This is a genomic window from Rodentibacter rarus, from assembly GCF_001998965.1.
Lineage (GTDB): Bacteria > Pseudomonadota > Gammaproteobacteria > Enterobacterales > Pasteurellaceae > Rodentibacter > Rodentibacter rarus.
Genome location: NZ_MLHJ01000021.1, coordinates 1 through 17,541, shown reverse-complemented (window position 1 = coordinate 17,541; position 17,541 = coordinate 1). Strand labels below are relative to the sequence as shown.

Below are 17,541 nucleotides of genomic sequence, written 5' to 3'. Positions count from 1 at the left end.
CACCTCAAATATATTTTATGGCAAGTCAATTATCGCCCTAAATCCGGTGATTTTTCCAGAATCCATCACATTTTCTAACCGCACTTTATAATGATGAAGTTCTGCAATACGAAATACGATAGAAAGCCCCAAGCCACTCCCCTTTTCATTTTGTCCTGCCGGGCGATAAAAGCGTTGCCCTAATCGGGCTAAATCACGTTCACTCACCCCACCGCCATTATCTTCTACAATAATATTATTTTTAGATAATATTGCTTTTACCGAAGCCCCTGGTTTGGCGTATTTAATCGCATTATCCAAGAGATTTCTCAACATAAGTGAAACCAAAAAAGGCTGGCCATTCTTTTCAAGAGGGAGAGATTTTTCTTCAAACGACAAGGTAATTTGCCGTTTTTGCGCACTCATATAAAGCTCACTAATTAAAGAAGGGATAATTTCTTGCCATTTTATCGGCTGTAATTCATCAAGCTCTTTCAAATTATCTAAACGGGATAAAGTCAAAAGTTGTTCAATTAACTGACTGGCACGATCAATGCCTAGGGTTAAATTGCTTAGAGCTTGTTCCCGCACGGCTTTATCATCACCGGCAAGCTGGGCGACTTCTGTTTGAATTCGTAATGCGCTCAAAGGGCTACGTAACTCATGGGCGGCATCAGAGGTAAAACGACGCTCTCTTTTTAGCATCGCCGAAGTGCGGTCAAAAAATTGATTCAAATTTTTCACCAACGGCAAAATTTCCGTTGGCACATTTGACGTATCAAGCAGCGACACATCCCCCGGTTTTCTTTGTAACACTTCACGGCTTAATTGATTAATCGGTTTTAAGGCTTGGTGAATTAAATAAAAAACCACCGCCAATAAAATCGGTAAGCTGCCAAACCAAATCGCAGTTTGTCCAAAAACCATTTTATTAACTAATTCTTCTCGATATTCAATTTCCTGCCCCACCGCAATACGCAATTCCCCTTGTGCCACCGGTAACCAATAAATTCGCCATTTATCATCATCGTTTTCGATGTAGGCTGAAGCAAATCCTTCTTTATCACTAAAAATAAAATGATCGCCGTTATCCCCATCACTTAATAGTCGCTCCCCGTTTTTTGAAAAGATCGCAAAAGCCAGGGCATCGTCATCATATTTTCGTTTTAGAGGTTTAAATCCACCACGATTGAACTCGGTATTACCCAGTAAAATATTTTGTAAATCCGAGGTAGCAAGACGCTCGGCAAACAGCACTTGCTGAGCATCAAACACTTCATAGGCTTCTTTTTTAGCGACTTTCCAAGCCACAAAAGTGGAAATTAGCCACACGAATAGGGCAATCAAAAATAATCCGCTCATCAAGCGGAACTTTAAACTTTTATTTGTCATCATATTGCCCCAGTGCGTAGCCTACACCATGAACGGTACGAATAAATTGTTTGCCGAGTTTTTGACGTAAATTATAAATATGCACATCTAAGGCAGCACTGCTAATTTCCTCTTCCCATGTGGATAATTTTTCTTCTATGGTTGAGCGGGAAAGCACACGATCTTTATTCAGCATAAAAAGCTCTAACAGCTTATATTCCCGAGTGGTAAGAGAAAGCGGTTCATTATTTAATCGAACACTTCGCAAGTTCGGATCAAGCGTAACATTCAGGTGGGTGAGTAGCGGTGTGGTATGTCCATAGCTACGGCGGATCAAGGCTTGCAGACGTGCAACAACTTCTGCCAATGCAAAAGGCTTACAAAGATAATCATCCGCCCCTTTTTGCAGCCCTTTTACACGTTCATCTAAGGTATCACGCGCCGTCAAAATCAGCACAGGAATAGACTGATTATGGCTTCGCCATTGTTGTAACACATCCAATCCATCCATTTTCGGCAAGGTAAGATCTAACACAACCGCATCATAGGGCGCGGAGTTGAGGGCATTTAAACCGGTTTTTCCGTCTGTAAACCAATCCACTACAAATCCAGATTTGGATAACCCTATTTGTAGCCCATTGCCGATTAACGCATCATCTTCAATTAATAAAATTCGCATAAATTTATTCACAAACTCGTTCATTCGTTTGTTCACCTCTCACGAGGCCGTTGGCAAAGCCAACGTTCAAAAAACATTGTTTTTTGTGACCGCACTTTCAAAATAAAATGGTGAGCAAAATGCCCACCATTTCCAATGATTAATTCACTTTTTCAATGCTATATACATCAACTTCTGCTTTCTCAAAAGTATCGTTATCTAATTTTCCACTGATTTTAACTTTATCTTGCGGCCCCACATTTAAACCGTTCCATACACGATCTTTGATTTCCACTTTAATTTGTGCCGAACCATCAGTGAAAAGATAATCATCTTTATCAATTTGCTGGGTAATATTCCCTACTAAACTCACCATCGTATTATCTTTTTCCGATAAAGCTTGTTTAACGCTAATCACTTGTGCAGGCGCTTGTTTAAATCCGCCTTGAGCGGTATTGGTATTTCCATTAAAACCGGCAAAAGCTGTTGAGGTCGCAATGGCAAGCAATGTGGCTAATGTTAATTTTTTCATAAAGTTTTCCTCTTAAATTTAGGGTTAATCATTCATTTTTCAAAGCATTGTTGCTTTGTTGAGGTGTATTAAACCGCATAAATCTTAAGAAAAGATTAAGAAACCTTCATTTTTCTTAAAATTGATAAAAAAGGCTAGTGACAACCTAGCCTTTTATCATTTACCGCCTACAAAGTGCGGTTAGTTTTTACAGTGTTTTTATTCTTCGTTGAGTAATGTTAATTCACGGTTTCTTACTTGTTTTTTCAAGATTTCCGCAAATTCTTCTACACTGAACGAGCCAAGATCAACCCCTTTACGGGTACGCACTGCCACCTTACCTTCTGCGATTTCTTTATCACCACAAACCAGCATATAAGGCACACGGCGTAAAGTATGTTCACGGATTTTAAACCCAACTTTTTCGTTTCGTAAATCCGTTTTCACCCGTAGCCCCGCATCAGATAACCGTTTTGCTACCTGTTGAACATAATCGGCTTGGCTATCGGTGATATTCATCACCACAGCTTGTGTTGGGGCTAGCCATGGTGGGAAGAAACCGGCGTATTCTTCTGTAATGATACCGATGAAACGCTCAATTGAACCCAAAATTGCACGGTGGATCATCACCGGTGTTTTACGGCCATTATCTTCGGCAACATAAGTCGCCTCTAAGCGACCCGGTAAGGCAAAGTCTAACTGTACCGTACCGCATTGCCATTCACGCCCTAAACTATCACGCAATGCAAATTCAATTTTCGGCCCATAGAATGCCCCTTCGCCTTCTTGAACTTCATATTCAAGCTGATTGTGCGCCAAGGCGGCAGCAAGACCGGCTTCCGCACGATCCCACATTTCATCCGAACCAATACGGTTTTCAGGACGGGTGGAAAGTTTCACATAAATATCGTTAAAACCGAAGGTGCTGTAAATGTCGTAAACCATTTTAATACAACTGGTTACTTCACTTTCGATTTGATCTTCCGTACAGAAAATATGGGCATCATCTTGGGTGAAACCACGCACCCGCATTAATCCATGTAAAGAACCGGAAGGCTCGTTACGGTGACAAGAACCAAATTCCGCCATACGAATAGGTAAATCACGGTAAGATTTTAACCCTTGATTGAAAATCTGCACATGCCCCGGACAGTTCATTGGTTTAATGGCATATTCACGATTTTCCGATTGTGTCGTAAACATGAGATCGCCATAGTTTTGCCAATGCCCTGTTTTCTCCCACAATACACGATCCATCATAAACGGACCTTTCACTTCTTGATAATCGTATTCTTTTAATTTTGTGCGGACAAAAGTTTCAAGCTCACGGAAAATTGTCCAACCATCATTGTGCCAAAACACCATACCCGGTGCTTCTTCTTGCATATGGTACAAATCTAAGGCTTTACCGATTTTACGGTGATCACGTTTTGCCGCTTCTTCCAAGCGTTGTAAATATTCGGCTAATTGTTTTTTATCTGCCCAAGCCGTGCCATAGATACGTTGTAACATTTTATTTTTGCTGTCACCACGCCAATATGCGCCTGCCACTTTTTGTAATTTGAAATGATGACAAAAACGCATATTCGGCACATGCGGTCCACGACACATATCAATATATTCTTCATGATGATATAACGCCGGTGTTGCCGTGCGTTCAATATTCTCATCTAAAATTGCCATTTTGTACGGCTCGCCACGTTGCTCAAAGGTATCTCGTGCCTCTTGCCAGCTCACGCGTTTTTTCACCACGTCATAATTGGTTTTCGCCAATTCAAGCATACGTTTTTCAATGGCATCTAAATCATCTTGAGTTAAAGAGCGATCTAAGTCCACATCATAATAAAAGCCATTTTCAATCGTAGGGCCAATCGCCATTTTCACATCTGGGAATAATTGCTTGATAGCATGACCTAATAAATGCGCACAAGAATGGCGGATAATCTCTAAACCGTCTTCATCTTTTGCGGTAATGATTTCCAATGTGGCATCTTGCTCAATAAGATCACAGGCATCACGGCGTTCACCGTTGACACGACCGGCAATGGTTGCTTTGGCAAGACCTGCACCAATATCCTGAGCCACTTCAAGTACGGAAACAGGGCGATCAAATTGACGTTGGGAACCGTCAGGTAAAGTAATAATTGGCATAGTTATTCCTTAATACAGTGGTCACCCATACGAAAGGTGACATGTTCGTTTAAAAATTCAATAAAAATTAACCGCACTTGGCTTCATTCCTACCATTGAATAAAGAAAGTGCGGTGGCGAATTCTATCACTTTCTTATAATCTTGTTAAATAGAAAACAGCCTTGATATTTTCATAAAAAGAAATAATGTTTTTCTTAAAAATAACTTTTTCTATGAAAAAATAAACACTAGAATCGCAACCCTTATTTTACACAAGTTAAAGGAAATAAAATGAGCAACGTATTGGTGTTAAAATCAAGCATTCTTGCTGATAATTCTCAGAGTAATAAATTAGTGGATTATACAATCGAAAAACTACAAGGTGACAATATTGTGGTTCGGAATTTAGCCAAAGATCCACTGCCTCACTTCGATGCCACAGCGGCTATTGCGGTGCGGGGCGAACCTAAAACAGAAGAAGAAAAACAACTTCTCGCCCTTTCAGATGAACTAGTTTCTGAACTAAAAAATGCCGATACCTTAGTTATCGGTGCACCGATGTATAACTTGAATATTCCCACTCAATTAAAATCTTATTTTGATTTCATCGCCCGTCCACGTGTCACATTTCAATATACGGCAAATGGCCCGGAAGGTTTATTGCAAGGTAAAAAAGCCATTGTATTATGCGCATTTGGCGGACTATACGATGATGAAAATCTTGTCACACAATATATGAAAGCTATTTTAGGTTTTGTGGGAATTACTGACGTACAGTTCGTGTATGCAAAAGGTATCGGTTTTGGCCCTGAAGCAATTGAAAAAGCACTACAATCTGCCAAAGAAAAAATTAGTGATATTTTGACCGCACTTTAGTCCTTTCTTAGAGCCATCTTTCGAGATGGCTTTCTTTTTTCCTTGCCAATACATATTTTGTGAAATGAAGTAGAATTTTTAAATCTTTTCTTGACTTATTTATTTTGTACTAGTTTAATAGTACAAATTTTTGAAAAGGATTAAAAAATGCAAAACAAGGCTTTCATTGCGGTTACCACACAACCTGTTCCTTATCATTCAGATACCACCGCAATTTTTAACACATTATGTCATCATCCTAATACGCTGCTCCTCGACTCTGCTGAAATTGGCAGTAAAAATAGCTTACAAAGCCTTATATTGATCAATGCGGCAGTTAAGATTACTTGTGTTGGTCACAACGTCACATTTAAAGCATTAAATGCCAATGGTAAACAGGTTTTGAAAGGAATTTTTCCTGTTTTAGCTCAGTACAATTCCCTAAGTGCGGTCGATTTTGATGATGAATTTTCCATTAATTTTTCCCCGCTTGATAATCAGTTGGATGAAGACAGTAAATTACAATCGGCAACAGTTTTTGATGGCTTACGGGTGATTTCAACGCTTTACCAACACAGCGATAGCCCCGTTTTTTTAGGCGGTTTATTTGCTTATGATTTAGTCGCTAATTTCATTCCGATGAATGATATCACTTTAAAAGATGATGGGATTTCTTGCCCTGATTATCGTTTTTATCTGGCTGAGCATTTGATCACAATCGATCATCAAAGCCAACAGGCCACCTTGAAAAGTTACTGTTTTTCGCAAGAAGAGCAGGTTAATGTCGCCAAAACCGCCCTCGCTATCACACAACAATTAAAAAATATCGATCACATTTTATCCATTAAATCCGCCAGTGATGAGGTGAAAACGAATTTTGAGGATCCTGAATTTATCAATGTAGTAAAAGACTTAAAACACCATATCAATATTGGAGATGTTTTCCAAATTGTCCCTTCCCGCCGCTTTTCTCTGGCTTGCCCTAACCCGTTGGCAAGCTATGCTCAACTGAAACAAAATAATCCAAGTCCGTATATGTTCTATATGAATGATGAAGAATTTATTTTGTTTGGTGCTTCACCGGAAAGTGCGCTCAAATATACTGCGAAAAACCGTCAGTTAGAAATTTATCCAATTGCCGGATCTCGTCCTCGTGGATTTGATGCACATGGTAATATTGATCCCGAATTGGATACCCGTTTAGAACTGGAATTACGATTAGATCACAAAGAGCAAGCAGAACATTTAATGTTAGTAGATTTAGCTCGCAACGATATTGCCCGAGTTTGTCAAAGTGGTACACGTCAAGTGGCAGAATTGATGCAAGTGGATCGTTATTCGCATATTATGCATTTGGTTTCCCGAGTGGTGGGCAAACTTCGCCCTGAATTAGATGCCCTTCATGCTTATCAAGCCTGTATGAACATGGGAACGCTTACCGGCGCGCCAAAAATCAAAGCAATGCAGCTTATTTATCAGTATGAACAACAAAAACGCCACAGTTACGGTGGGGCGGTAGGTTATCTCACTTCTGATGGTAATTTAGACACTTGTATCGTGATTCGCTCGGCTTTTGTACAAAACGGTATTGCCCATGTGCAAGCAGGCTGTGGCGAAGTGTTAGATTCCGATCCGCAAATGGAAGCGGATGAAACCCGACACAAAGCGGCGGCAGTATTAAAAGCAATTCGTCAGATCAACACACAAGCCAAATAAGGGATATGTTATGGCAAATATTCTTTTTTTAGATAACTTTGATTCCTTCACTTATAATCTTGTGGATCAATTTCGTGTTTTAGGACATCAAGTTAAAATTTACCGCAACGATTGCGATTTAGAACAACTCGTTGAAACGGCACTAACAACGCAGGATACTATCCTTGCACTCTCCCCCGGTCCCGGTACACCTGCCGAAGCAGGCATTTTGTTGCCTTTAATTGAACGTTTAAAAGACAAAATCCCGATGATCGGAATTTGTTTAGGTCATCAAGCGTTAATTCAAGCCTTTGGCGGAAAAGTGGTTCACGCCGGTGAAGTATTACATGGGAAAGTTTCTAAGATAAATCATGATAATGAAGCGATGTTTAAAGATCTCATCAACCCGATGCCCGTTGCCCGTTATCATTCTCTTATGGGGCAAGATTTACCACAAGAATTTGTCATCAATGCAGAATACAACGGTATTATTATGGCAATTCGCCACCGTAACTTGCCAATTTGCGCATTCCAATTCCATCCGGAGAGCATTTTAACGGTACAAGGGTCGCAGTTGTTACAACAATCCATTGAATGGTTACTGAATCATTAAAAATACAAACACACTAAGGAGAACAATATGATTACTGTATTCGGATTAAAATCCAATCTTGCACCACGCAGAGAAATATTAGCGGATGTTATTTACAACAGCCTTTATTTAGGCTTGGATATTCCAAAAGGGAAACACGCCATCCGTTTTTTGGGCTTAGAAAAAGAAGATTTTTACTACCCTTTCGATCGTAGCGATGATTACACGGTTATTGAAATTAACTTAATGGCAGGTCGAATGGAAGGCACTAAAAAACGCTTAATCAAAATGTTATTTAGTGAACTTGAGTATAAACTGGGTATCCGTGCTCATGATGTGGAAATTACCATCAAAGAGCAACCGGCGCATTGCTGGGGTTTTCGTGGAATGACAGGCGATGAGGCACGGGACTTGGATTACGATATTTACGTCTAACCGCTATAATTTGTGACATCATAACAAAATAACATAATTAAGGAATAGACGATGCAACACAACCTTTTACTAGAACAACTTTACAACGGTCGCCAACTCAGTCAATCAGAAAGCACCACACTTTTTAACGCAGTCATTCAAGGCAAATTGTCTAATGAACAAATCGCAGCGATGCTGATTGCATTAAAATTGCGTGGTGCGAACATTGAGGAAATAAGCGGTGCAGTGTCCGCTTCTCTACAAAATGCCAATTCCTTTCTACGACCTGATTATCCTTTTGCCGATATTGTCGGTACGGGAGGCGATAGACAAAACACCATTAATATCTCAACAGCAAGTTGTATTGTGGCAGCGACAATGGGCGCCAAAGTGGCTAAACACGGTAATCGCAGTGTATCTAGCCAATCAGGGGCTAGTGATGTATTAACCGCATTAGGCGTTAATGTCAGTATTTCTGCTCAATCTGCACGTCAAGCACTCGATGAGATTGGGGTTTGTTTTTTATTTGCCCAGCAATATCACCCCGGCTTTCGCTATGTTGCACCTGTCCGTGCGGCATTAAAAACCCGCACAATATTTAATATTCTCGGCCCACTCATTAACCCTGCCCGACCGACTTACCACTTACTGGGTGTTTATGCCCCTGAGCTTGTAAAAACCTATGCGGAAACAGCTGTGAGTTTAGGACATGAACATACTTTCATTGTTCATGGTGCCGGTTTAGATGAAGTGGCACTACACGGCGATACTCAAGTGGCCGAGGTAAACAAGGGGAAAATTGACTATTTCACCCTAACCCCTGCTGATTTTGGATTGAAAAATCAATCCCTTGAAAGCCTACGAGGCGGCGACCCACAAGAAAATGCCAAAATATTGACCGCACTTTTACAAGGGAAAGGAAAAGCGGAACACGCCAATGCCGTTGCTGCCAATACAGCGTTATTACTCAAATTATTCGGCGATGAAGATCTTAAACAAAATACGCAAAATGTATTGGAAACCTTATCCACCGGCAAAGCATTTGAAACCTTGCAAAAATTAACGCAATATTAACCTGAATTTGTATTTAGTAGAAAATAAAATGATTACTCAAGACTTTTCAAAACCCATTGCTTCGGCAACCGTACTGCAAAAAATCGTCCTTGATAAAGCCGCCTGGGTGAAAGCCAAAGAGGCGGAATTTCCACTTAGCAAATTTCAACAAAACCTCACAAAATCCGACCGCTCTTTTTATGATGCGCTATCAAAAGGATCGCACCAAAAACCAGCCTATATTTTGGAATGTAAAAAAGCCTCCCCTTCCAAAGGGTTAATTCGCTCTGAATTTAATTTAGATGAAATCGCCAATGTGTATAAGCATTATGCCTCGGCGGTTTCAGTGCTGACCGATGAGAAATACTTCCAAGGGGATTTTGAATTTTTGCCGCAAGTGCGAAATATAGTGCCACAACCGGTGCTTTGCAAAGATTTTATGATAAGCGAATATCAGGTGTATCTTGCCCGTTATTATCAAGCAGATGCGATTTTGTTAATGCTTTCCGTCGTTAATGATGACACTTATCAGGTGTTGGCAAACCTTGCTCATTCATTGGGCATGGGGGTATTAACAGAAACCAGCAACGAAGAAGAATTTGAACGTGCTTTAGCGCTCGGTGCGAAAATTATCGGGGTGAATAATCGCAATTTGCACGATCTCTCGGTGGATTTAAATCGGGTTGTCCAATTAACGGAGAAATATGCTGATCGCATACCGTCAGAGGTTCGCATTATCAGTGAATCCGGTATTTATGATCACCAGCAAATCCGTCAGCTACAAAAGGTGGCACAGGGATTTTTAATCGGCAGCAGTTTAATGGGAAGTACTGATTTAAACAATGCCGTTCGTACGGTGATTTTTGGGGAAAATAAAGTCTGTGGCTTAACACGCATACAAGATGTTAAAACCGTTTATGAAAATGGAGCACTTTATGGCGGACTTATCTTTGCAGAGAAATCAAAACGTTGTATCAGCTTGCGTCAAGCTCAAGAATTAGTGACGGCAGCACCACTTCGCTTTGTTGGTGTATTTCAAAATCAAGACATTGATTTTATTCTTAAAATAGCCCAACAATTAAGCCTTTATGCCGTCCAGCTACATGGTTCAGAAACACCTGAATTTATCACTGATCTTCGCCGTAAACTACCTGAGCACTGCCAAATTTGGAAAGCCCTATCAATCGACATTCATGAAAAGAGTGCGGTTGATTTTAGCGATGATTTCCATGTTGCCCGCTATATTTTCGATAGCCAAACGGCAAACCAGCAAGGGGGAATTGGCAAAGCCTTTGATTGGTCGTTAATTCCTGAAAAGCTAAAATATAAAACGATTTTGGCGGGGGGAATTTCAGCGGAAAATGTTGAACAAGCGATAATTCAAGGGTGTTTAGGGGTGGATCTGAATTCAGGTGTAGAAAGTATGCCCGGTATAAAAAATGAGGAAAAAGTGCGGTCGGTTTTTGAGAAAATTTTTGATCTTCACTAGATTTTTATCTAAGCGCTGCCAAATTTAGCAGCGCTTATTTTCTCGCCTAATAACATTAGAATAATTATTTGAATTCCAATATTAAAACCAGTTAATTAATAACCATTCTCATAAATAACAACATTTTGTTCACAAATTGAATATAATTTTGATACAAAATAATCATTTTGTGACATTGATCAACTTTTCTTTCATCAAAAAGTTCTATCATAGCACCAATGACCGTAAATTTTGTGTGTCTTTGGAGTGATACTATGGGGAATCAGGATAGCGTTTTTTCGACTTTGGCAGATATTTCTCGCCGAGATTTTATGAAATTGTGTAGCGCACTGGCTGCAACAATGGGATTGAGTTCAAAAGCGGGTGCGGAAATGACAGCGGCAATGACAAATCCCGCTCGTCCGCCGGTAATATGGATTGGCGCACAAGAATGTACCGGTTGTACCGAATCCTTATTACGCGCAACCCACCCTACTGTTGAAAATCTTGTCCTCGACTTGATTTCCCTTGAATATCACGAAGCACTTTCTGCCGCCTTCGGTGAACAGGCAGAAGAAAATAAACATCACGCTATCGAAAAATACTACGGTAAATATGTGTTAGTGGTGGATGGTTCAATTCCACTAAAAGATGGCGGCATCTATTGTATGGTTGCAGGCAAGCCGATTGTCGAGCATATTCGTGAAGCGGCAAAAGGTGCAGCAGCGATCATTGCAATTGGATCTTGTTCCTCTTGGGGCGGTGTGCCATCAAGCGGAGGTAATCCGACCGGTGCAGTCAGCCTTGCGGAGGCCTTGCCAAAAGGTATGCCGGTCATCAATATCCCGGGCTGTCCGCCAAATCCTCATAACTTCTTAGCCACGGTTGCTTACATCATCACCTATAAAAAATTACCGGCAATGGATAAACTCAATCGTCCGTTATTTGCTTACGACCGTCTTATTCACGAAAACTGTTATCGCCGACCGCACTTTGATGCCGGGCGTTTTGCCAAAGAATTTGGTGATTATGGTCATCGCCACGGTTGGTGTTTATACCATCTTGGCTGTAAAGGTCCGGAAACTTACGGTAACTGCTCTACACTTGAATTTTGTGATGTGGGAGGAAATAACTGGCCGGTGGGTATCGGACATCCTTGCTATGGTTGCAATGATAAAGGCATTGGCTTTACCAAAGGTATCTTTCAACTCGCCAATGTAGAAAATCCAACCCCTCGGGTCAATAAACCCGATGTGAATAATGTAGAAGGCGAAAGCGCATCAATGACAGCGGTTGGGTTACTTGGCGGCGCAGCAGCGATTTTGGCTGGTGTGAGTGTTCTCACCCTAAAAGAGCTTAGCAAACAACATAAAGCCAATCGTCATATAGATAAACACACTCATAAACACGACTCATCAGGAAATTAAAAATGGATAGACGAAACTTCCTTAAAGCAGGTTTGCTTGGAACAGTGGTATCCAATCTTCCTATGGCAAAAGCACAAGCTGCTGAAAATTTACCGCCCATTCCAAATTCTTTAGGAATGCTTTACGATTCAACGCTTTGCGTAGGTTGTCAAGCCTGTGTAGCGGAATGTCAGCAAGTCAATAAAACCCCAACCAATCCTAACGGTGAGCAAACTTGGTCAAATAATGATAAACTCACCCCCTTCACCCGAAATATTATTCAAGTATGGAGTGATGGGGAAGGAAAAAATAAAGATCAATCCGAAAACGGTTATGCGTATATTAAAAAACAATGTATGCATTGTGTTGATCCAAACTGTGTCTCTGTTTGTCCTGTACAAGCCTTAACGAAAGATCCTAAAACCGGCATTGTGAAATACGATCCCGATATTTGTACAGGTTGTCGTTATTGTATGGTGAGTTGCCCTTTCGATGTACCAAAATATGATTACGATAATCCATTTGGTCAAATCAGTAAATGTGAGTTATGCAATCAAAAAGGCGTAGAACGCTTAGATAAAGGCGGATTACCGGGTTGCTGTCATGTTTGTCCAACAGGTGCCATTATTTTTGGTACCCGTGAAGAACTCTTGGCTGAAGCAAAACACCGCTTAAGTTTGTTACGCGGTAGCGAATATGATTATCCACGCCAACATATCCATAGTACCGACAAATATCGGGCTACCGTCCCCGCCTATCAGTATCGTGTATATGGTGAAACCGAAGGGGGAGGCACACAGGTGTTGGTATTAAGTGGCGTTCCCCAGGAAAATCTCGGGTTACCGGATCTCGATAACATTGCAACCGGTGCCCGTGCGGCACACTTACAACATTTCTTATATCGAGGAATGGCATTACCGCTTATTGCATTAGCAGGTCTTACAATGATGACCTACAAAAATATGCACGGTGATAAAATCAAGGCTCGTATTGATGCTCAAAAAGAAGCGATGCGCCAAGCTCGTAAAGAAATGGAAGAAACGGAGGATGAACATAATGGGTAATCCACGTCCGGTTGGCGGACGACTAATTTCCGCCACAATTCTCTTTTTTGCCCCCTTAGCGATAATTTGTACCTTGCTAATTATCAAACGGTTGTTTTTTGGAATAGGTTCTGTTACCGCACTCAACGGTGGTTATCCTTGGGGAATATGGATTGCTTTCGATTTGCTTGTCGGTACAGGATTTGCTTGTGGTGGCTGGGCATTGGCTTGGGTGGTTTATATTTTTAATAAAGGGAAATATCATCCTCTCGTTCGTCCGGCATTGCTTGCCAGTCTATTCGGTTATGCCTTAGGCGGGCTTTCTATCACCATTGATATGGGGCGTTATTGGCACTTGCCTTACTTCTATGTACCGGGGCAATTTAACACCAATTCCGTGCTATTTGAAACCGCATTCTGTATGACCGTGTATATCATTGTTGTCACACTTGAATTTGCTCCTGTTTGGCTTGGTTTCTTTGGATTAAAAAAATGGTTCGACAAGCTCAATAAAATTATGTTTTTTGTGATCGCACTTGGCGCACTACTGCCAATGATGCACCAATCCTCCATGGGATCGCTAATGATTGTTGCCGGACACAAGATTCATCCGGTTTGGCAAAGCTATGAAATGTTACCCATTTTATCCTTGCTCACTGCATTCATTATGGGCTTCTCAATTGTTATCTTTGAAGGCTCGCTCGTCAGTGCCGGGCTTGCCGGTAAAACCCCTGATGAACGTTCTCTTTTCAGCCAGCTTGCAAAAATTACAGCGGGTTTAATCGCACTTTTCCTTGTTGTACGTTTTGGTGAATTGATTTACCACGATAAACTTCATTATGTGCTTGGTTTTGACAAACTAGGACAATTTGAGGCTTGGATGTTCTGGTTGGAAATATGGTTAATGACATTACCCCTACTCACTCTTTTCCTCGGTGAAAAGAAATCCGATTCACGTTGGCTGTTTATCTCAGCACTCAGTATGTTATTAGGTGCCGCCTTATGGCGTTTAAATTATTCATTAATTATGTACAACCCGGGAAATGGTTATCGCTATTTTCCATCAGCAGAAGAATTGTTGATTTCTATCGGCTTTGTTTCTATTGAAATTTGTGCCTATATCTTGATTATCCGTCTTTTCCCTGTCCTACCGGTATTAAAAGAAAAACGTAATGAAGATTCGGAACAAATTATTGCAGAAAAAGCAGCATTCAGTAAAAAAATGAGTGGAGCAAAATAATGACTGAAAAAAAACGTATCTCAATCGACCCTATTACACGTATTGAAGGTCATTTACGTATCGATTGTGAAATTGAAAATGGCGTTGTTACCAATGCTTGGTCTTCCGGCACAATGTGGCGTGGGATGGAAAATATAGTAAAAGGTGCAGATCCTCGTGATGCTTGGATGATTATGCAACGAATTTGTGGTGTCTGCACCACAGTACACGCCATTGTCAGTGTGAGAGCAGTAGAAGATGCAATTGGTGCCAAGGTACCGGTAAATGCACAATATATTCGTAATATGATTTTATCTGCTCACAGTATGCATGATCATATCGTTCATTTTTATCAGCTTTCTGCTATGGACTGGGTGGATATTACTGCTGCCCTTAAAGCAGATCCAGACAAAGCGGCGGATATGTTGAAAGGGATTTCTACTTGGTCACTCAATAGTGCTAATGAATTTCGTAATGTGCAGAAAAAAATTCAGTCTCTGGTTGATAGCGGTCAACTGGGTATTTTTGCAAACGGCTATTTCGGTCATCCTGCAATGAAATTACCGCCGGAAGTCAATTTAATTGCGGTAGCACACTATCTCCACGCTCTTGAATGTCAACGGGATTGTAATCGCATTGTGGCATTGCTTGGCGGTAAATCACCCCATATTCAAAACTTAGCCATTGGCGGTGTCGCCAACCCAATTAATTTAGATTCACAAGCGGTCTTAAATTTAGAACGTTTAATGTTCGTCAAAGCCTGTATTGATCGGTTAAATGACTTCGTTAATCAGGTCTATAAGATCGATACTGCGGTGATCGCCGCTTATTATCCTGAATGGCTTAGTCTGGGTAAAACATCAGGTAATTACCTATCCGTACCGGAATATCCAATTGATAGCGAAAATGCCCAATTTGCTTTAACAGGCGGCTATATCGAAAATTTTGATTTAAATACTTTCCGCCCTATCACTCAACAAAAAGACGAATTTGTTGTGAAAGGCATCAAAGAAAGCGGTAAACACGCCTGGTATGAAGATGATGAAGCCCTTGAACCTTGGGTTGGTTTAACTCGTCCGAAATATACCGGCTGGCAAGATGACGGGAAATATTCTTGGGTGAAAGCCCCAAGTTTCTACGGTAAAGTAGTCGAAGTCGGTCCGCTTGCCTATTTAATGTGTAATTTAGCAAGCCAAGATGAAAAAACCTTAAAACACTTCAATCAAATTAAAGGCATATATGAAACCTTAACCGGTAATCCCCTTTCCATCGAACACTTGCATTCCACACTCGGACGTATTACCGGTCGTACCGTGCATTGTTGTGCACTGAATGATATTCTCGTGCAACAATGGCAATTACTCATTGATAATATCGGCACCGGTGATACCGTGGCGTATTTAAAAACGGACATTCCACAAAATGGCGAATTTAAAGGGGTTGGCTTTGGTGAAGTACCACGTGGTATGCTTTCCCACTGGATTGTGATTAAAAATGGTCGTATTGAAAACTATCAAGCCGTTGTGCCCTCCACTTGGAATGCCGGCCCACGTAATCAAAATGATGAAATGGGACCCTACGAGCTTTCCATTATCGGCACACCGGTTGCTGATCCAACCAAACCGCTTGAGGTCGTCCGTACTATTCACTCTTTTGATCCTTGTATGTCTTGTGCCGTACATATCATCAATACCGAAAATGGTGAAGTCACACAAGTGAAGGTGCTGTAATGAAACCGCTGATTTTAGGTGTAGGTAATATTTTATTAGGCGATGAAGGCGTGGGGGTAAGGGTTGCTCAAGCCTTGGAAAATCACCCGGAAATTCAACCGCACTTTGATGTTATTGATGGTGGCACCTGTGGAATGGAACTCCTGGATGAAATGGCAAACCGCGATCATATCATCATTATTGATGCCGTCCTTGCCAACAAACAACCGGGCGAAATGGTCATCTTATACGATGACCAAGTTCCGGTATTTTTCTCTCAAAAAATATCGCCCCATCAACTTGGTATTTGTGATGTTCTCTCCGCATTAAAACTGACAGGCGAATTTCCTAAAAATTTATGCTTAGTCGGCATTCAACCGGAAACATTAGAACCGCAAATTGCGCTTAGTGAGAAAATTAAAGCGATGTTTCCGACCATTTTTGAAACACTGGAAACGGTTTTGAAAAAATATGGCTTTCAAACCAGTCTGTGTGAAAATGTTTCATATAAACAATCAGCCGTTTAGCCTTGCACAAATTATGCCAATTCTTACGCCAATGTTATATAAATTATGTATCGACACGAAAAAATAGCCCAAAATTCCACCGCACTTGAAAATATCATTCAGGGATTTGAACAAGATCCCTCCGCATTATTTCAATCTTCAATGCTAGAAGTGGCAAAAAATATGCAAGATTTACCTTTTTATCGGCAAGGTATTGAATGTTATTGTCCCAAATTTATCCTCTTTGAACAGCAATGGGTTGGCTCGGTTGTTACGCCTTGGATGCTTAGTGTGGTGATTTTACCCGGTAAAGATCAACAATGGGAGGCGCGAGAAATCGGTGATAAACTCACTGTCCAATTGCCTTATAAAGCGCTCACGTTCACAGTAAGCGGAATGGAAAACATCCCCCAATACTTAAGTTGTTCGCTCCATTCTCCTATTGATCCTTCGCTAACCAACGCACAAGCAATTCAACTATCACAGGATTGTTTAAGAATGATTTTATCTATGCCAACTGCCTCCCCTACTTTTGATTCAAATCGTCGTAACCTATTCAGTGCGATGGTAAAATAAGTGGCGTTTTAATAGGAGTGATATAAATTATGTGTTTAGGTGTGCCGGGACAAATCGTCAAAATGGGGGACAATGCCCTTCAACTTGCTACCGTGGAAGTATGCGGTGTCAAACGTAAGGTGAATATCTCGCTCATTTGTGAAAGTGATCCGACTGAGTTATTAGGCAAATGGGTTCTTGTTCACGTAGGCTTTGCGATGAGTATTATTGATGAGCAGGAAGCCAAGCAAACTCAAGAAGCCTTGATAGCAATGAGTCAATTGGATCACGAAGTCGATGATTTTTTAAGACTGGATCAGCAATAATTTATCTTTTAAGTGCGGTCAAATTTCATGATGTTTTTCGGTATTATGCA

General features: G+C 40.9%; 17 protein-coding genes. 13 read left to right on the top strand and 4 right to left on the bottom strand.

Features of this window, described 5'->3' with window-relative positions; genetic code table 11:
- Positions 1-15: 15 nt before the first annotated feature.
- The 4 genes from qseC to thrS all read right to left on the bottom strand — a co-directional run bounded on the left by qseC (position 16) and on the right by thrS (position 4,670).
- Positions 16-1,371 carry a quorum sensing histidine kinase QseC gene (qseC, locus tag BKK50_RS03240; RefSeq protein ID WP_077415269.1) on the bottom strand — a complete coding sequence of 452 codons (1,356 nt, stop codon included), beginning with the start codon at positions 1,369-1,371 and terminating at the stop codon, positions 16-18.
- Entirely contained in the window at positions 1,361-2,029 is a 669-nt protein-coding gene (locus BKK50_RS03235) for a response regulator (RefSeq protein WP_077415267.1), read from the bottom strand. Before BKK50_RS03235 ends, qseC begins: the two co-directional genes overlap by 11 nt.
- 139 nt (positions 2,030-2,168) lie before the next feature.
- Positions 2,169-2,540: a YgiW/YdeI family stress tolerance OB fold protein gene (locus BKK50_RS03230; protein ID WP_077415265.1), complete on the bottom strand. Its 372-nt coding sequence runs from the start codon at positions 2,538-2,540 to the stop codon at positions 2,169-2,171.
- Positions 2,541-2,738: 198 nt separating this feature from the next.
- Positions 2,739-4,670 (bottom strand): threonine--tRNA ligase, encoded by a 1,932-nt coding sequence (gene thrS / locus BKK50_RS03225; protein ID WP_077415263.1) that lies wholly within the window; start codon positions 4,668-4,670, stop codon positions 2,739-2,741.
- A 271-nt stretch (positions 4,671-4,941) separates the two neighbouring features.
- Between thrS and BKK50_RS03220 the strand changes: the two genes are divergently transcribed.
- The 13 genes from BKK50_RS03220 to hybG all read left to right on the top strand — a co-directional run bounded on the left by BKK50_RS03220 (position 4,942) and on the right by hybG (position 17,491).
- Entirely contained in the window at positions 4,942-5,526 is a 585-nt protein-coding gene (locus BKK50_RS03220) for an FMN-dependent NADH-azoreductase (protein WP_077415261.1), read from the top strand.
- A 147-nt stretch (positions 5,527-5,673) separates the two neighbouring features.
- A complete protein-coding gene (gene trpE / locus BKK50_RS03215; protein ID WP_077415259.1) occupies positions 5,674-7,221 on the top strand; it encodes an anthranilate synthase component I in 1,548 nt (515 codons plus the stop codon).
- Positions 7,222-7,231: 10 nt separating this feature from the next.
- Positions 7,232-7,813 (top strand): aminodeoxychorismate/anthranilate synthase component II, encoded by a 582-nt coding sequence (locus BKK50_RS03210; protein WP_077415257.1) that lies wholly within the window; start codon positions 7,232-7,234, stop codon positions 7,811-7,813.
- Between the two features lie 27 nt (positions 7,814-7,840).
- Complete coding sequence (locus BKK50_RS03205) at positions 7,841-8,227, top strand: tautomerase family protein (RefSeq protein ID WP_077415255.1); 387 nt, start codon at positions 7,841-7,843, stop codon at positions 8,225-8,227.
- A 51-nt stretch (positions 8,228-8,278) separates the two neighbouring features.
- Positions 8,279-9,280 carry an anthranilate phosphoribosyltransferase gene (trpD, locus tag BKK50_RS03200; protein WP_077415253.1) on the top strand — a complete coding sequence of 334 codons (1,002 nt, stop codon included), beginning with the start codon at positions 8,279-8,281 and terminating at the stop codon, positions 9,278-9,280.
- A 28-nt stretch (positions 9,281-9,308) separates the two neighbouring features.
- Positions 9,309-10,748 carry a bifunctional indole-3-glycerol-phosphate synthase TrpC/phosphoribosylanthranilate isomerase TrpF gene (gene trpCF / locus BKK50_RS03195; protein WP_077415251.1) on the top strand — a complete coding sequence of 480 codons (1,440 nt, stop codon included), beginning with the start codon at positions 9,309-9,311 and terminating at the stop codon, positions 10,746-10,748.
- A gap of 254 nt (positions 10,749-11,002) precedes the next feature.
- Positions 11,003-12,154, top strand: a complete 1,152-nt coding sequence (hybO, locus tag BKK50_RS03190; RefSeq protein WP_077415249.1) for a hydrogenase 2 small subunit — start codon at positions 11,003-11,005, stop codon at positions 12,152-12,154.
- Between the two features lie 2 nt (positions 12,155-12,156).
- Entirely contained in the window at positions 12,157-13,197 is a 1,041-nt protein-coding gene (hybA, locus tag BKK50_RS03185; RefSeq protein ID WP_077415247.1) for a hydrogenase 2 operon protein HybA, read from the top strand.
- Complete coding sequence (gene hybB / locus BKK50_RS03180; protein ID WP_077415245.1) at positions 13,190-14,416, top strand: Ni/Fe-hydrogenase cytochrome b subunit; 1,227 nt, start codon at positions 13,190-13,192, stop codon at positions 14,414-14,416. Before hybA ends, hybB begins: the two co-directional genes overlap by 8 nt.
- Entirely contained in the window at positions 14,416-16,125 is a 1,710-nt protein-coding gene (gene hybC / locus BKK50_RS03175) for a hydrogenase 2 large subunit (RefSeq protein WP_077415243.1), read from the top strand. Before hybB ends, hybC begins: the two co-directional genes overlap by 1 nt.
- On the top strand, positions 16,125-16,631 hold the full coding sequence (locus BKK50_RS03170; RefSeq protein WP_077415241.1) for a HyaD/HybD family hydrogenase maturation endopeptidase: 507 nt from the start codon (positions 16,125-16,127) through the stop codon (positions 16,629-16,631). The genes hybC and BKK50_RS03170 overlap by 1 nt, the downstream gene beginning before the upstream one ends.
- A 45-nt stretch (positions 16,632-16,676) precedes the next feature.
- The gene (gene hybE / locus BKK50_RS03165; RefSeq protein WP_077415239.1) at positions 16,677-17,186 is read left to right on the top strand and encodes a hydrogenase-2 assembly chaperone; all 510 of its coding nucleotides are present in this window, start codon (positions 16,677-16,679) and stop codon (positions 17,184-17,186) included.
- Positions 17,187-17,215: 29 nt separating this feature from the next.
- Positions 17,216-17,491 carry a hydrogenase maturation factor HybG gene (gene hybG, locus BKK50_RS03160; RefSeq protein ID WP_077415237.1) on the top strand — a complete coding sequence of 92 codons (276 nt, stop codon included), beginning with the start codon at positions 17,216-17,218 and terminating at the stop codon, positions 17,489-17,491.
- Positions 17,492-17,541 lie beyond the last annotated feature (50 nt).